Annotated in this window: 3 protein-coding genes; all 3 read left to right on the forward strand. The window is 31.8% G+C overall.

Annotated elements, in window-relative coordinates:
- The coding region (locus ACMOUI_RS11750; protein WP_418965881.1) for an ABC transporter permease at window positions 1-679 on the forward strand (679 nt) is incomplete at its 5' end.
- A complete protein-coding gene (locus ACMOUI_RS11755; RefSeq protein ID WP_418965882.1) occupies window positions 669-1,454 on the forward strand; it encodes an ABC transporter permease in 786 nt (261 codons plus the stop codon). The genes ACMOUI_RS11750 and ACMOUI_RS11755, both read left to right, overlap by 11 nt.
- Window positions 1,455-1,459: 5 nt before the next feature.
- The coding region (locus ACMOUI_RS11760) for an ABC transporter ATP-binding protein (protein ID WP_418965883.1) at window positions 1,460-2,421 on the forward strand (962 nt) is incomplete at its 3' end.

Below are 2,421 nucleotides of genomic sequence, written 5' to 3' on the forward strand. Positions count from 1 at the left end.
GTTTATAAAACAATCTATTACCAACTCTTTAGAGTTAGCTGTTATATCAACTTTTGCCGGGATATTGATATCACTTCAAGGAGCATACTCACTGAATAGATTAAAAAAAGAGTCTAAAAAAAATATACTACTACTTATAAATATGCTTTCAAATTTCAGTGGAATACCACTTGCCTTTGCATTTATTATTCTTCTTGGAAGCAATGGAGTAATGACAATTTTACTAAAAAATATGGGATTGATAGATGGCTTTGATGTCTATTCAAAAACGGGACTGATACTTATGTACATATATTTTCAGCTACCTTTAGGACTGCTTCTTCTATATCCTGTATTTGATAGATTGGACCCACAGTGGCAAGAGATGGTGAATATATTGGGAGGGGGAACTTTTACATTTTGGAAAAGAGTTGGAATTCCAGTTATGTTAAAGGAGATTTTAGGAACGGTGCTAATAATGTTTGCCAATGCTATGGGTGCTTATGCTTGTACATTGGCATTGACAAATGGAGCATACAATGTAATGACAATAAGAATTACAAGCTATATAGCTGGAGAGGTTACATATGAACCTGGAATAGCTAGTGCGATGTCAATTTTACTGGGGGGAATATTGATTTTTGTTGTAATAACAAATGAGTTATTGTTAAAAAGGAAAAGAGGAAGATATGAGAGATAAAATTCATAAGTGGATAGTAACAAGTATATTGACTACGCTTTGTTTACCTATATTTGGGACTTTTCTATATTCTATTAGTTCTAAATGGACAAATACTCTACTTCCACAGGGAATTACTTTAAAGTGGTATTTAGAGATTTTTAAAAATGATATGTTTTTAAATGCTGTGAAGAAAAGCTTTTGGCTATGTTCAATATCCCTGATTTTTATAGGGATAATATTAGTCCCAACCGTATTTGTAGCCACATACTACTTTAAAAAAATGGAAAAAATAATGAATATCTTAGTCTTAGTGTGTTTTGCTATTCCAGGTGCAGTGGCGGTTGTAGGACTTATAAAACTCTATTCAAATGAACCATTTAGGCTGGTAGGAACAATATATATCCTGATGGGAGTATATTTTGTTATGACATATCCATTTGTTTATAGAGGTATCAAAAATAGTTTAGATGGCTTAAATATAAGGGAACTCATTGAAAGTGCAAATATTCTTGGAGCTCCAACTAAGATAGCATTTTTTAGAATTATAGTTCCAAATATATCAAAAGGGCTTAGTGTATCAATGCTTTTAACTTTTTCAATGCTATTTGGAGAGTTTTTATTGGTTAATATGCTAGTTGGGGGAAAGTTTCAAACTGTTCAGATGTATATAAATAGTATTAGGGGTGGATATAGTGGACATTATTCTAGTGCACTGGTAGTCACATATTTTATGATACTTTTAATGCTAACAACTTTGGCATTTTATCTGGGAGAAAAAAATAATAGGAGATAGATATTATGAGCTTTATAGTTGGAAAGAATTTAGAGAAAAGATATGATAAAACAACAGTTTTTAAGAATATAAATTTTATTGTAAAAAAAGGGGAGTTTGTAACGCTATTAGGACCATCTGGTTGTGGGAAGTCCACTCTTTTAAGATGTATAGCGGGACTAAATGAGATTAATGCAGGGGATATCTATATAGATGGTGAAAATGTGACAGATAGATCAGCCAAAGATCGTGGAATAGGAATGGTTTTTCAAAACTATGCCCTTTTTCCAAATATGACAGTTTTTGAAAATATAGCTTTTGGTTTAGAGATGAAAAAAATGAAAAAAGCTTATATAGAGAGGAAAGTTGAAGAGATGTTAAAATTAGTTCATCTTGAGGAAAAAAGAGATTTTTATCCCAATGAACTTTCAGGGGGACAAAAACAAAGAGTTGCTATAGCGAGGTCTTTGGCTACTGAACCAAAAATTTTACTTTTAGATGAGCCGCTATCAGCATTGGATGCAAAAGTTAGAAAATCTTTAAGAGAGCAGTTAAAAGAGATACAAAAAAAGACTCATGTGACAACTATTTTTGTAACTCATGATCAGGAGGAAGCTCTAACAATATCTGATAGAGTATTTATTATGGATAGGGGAGATATAGTACAAGTGGGGACTCCAGAGGAGATCTATACAAATCCCAAAACAGTTTTTATGGCTGAGTTTATAGGGAACTATAATATTTTAAAAGCGGATGAAACTACAAAAGTTTTTGGGAATGAGGTCTTTGGAAACGTTGCTATAAGACCAGAAGCAATCTATATAAGAGAGTTTGAAAGAAACTATAACCTTGATGAGTTTATAATAAAAAAGGGAAGAGTAAAGGATTTCTCAATTCTAGGAAATGTTATTAGATATTTTATAGAGTGTAAAGGTGTTAGTTTAAGAGTAGACCTTTTAAATAGAGGAAGAGGAAAACTTTATGAAAT

Origin of the sequence: Cetobacterium sp., from assembly GCF_048470075.1 — a bacterium.
Lineage (GTDB): Bacteria > Fusobacteriota > Fusobacteriia > Fusobacteriales > Fusobacteriaceae > Cetobacterium_A.

Excerpts from the sequence above, each read along its gene's own strand:
- ACMOUI_RS11755 (WP_418965882.1), top strand. The coding sequence starts at position 669 with ATGAGAGATAAAATTCATAAGTGGATAGTAACAAGTATATTGACTACG.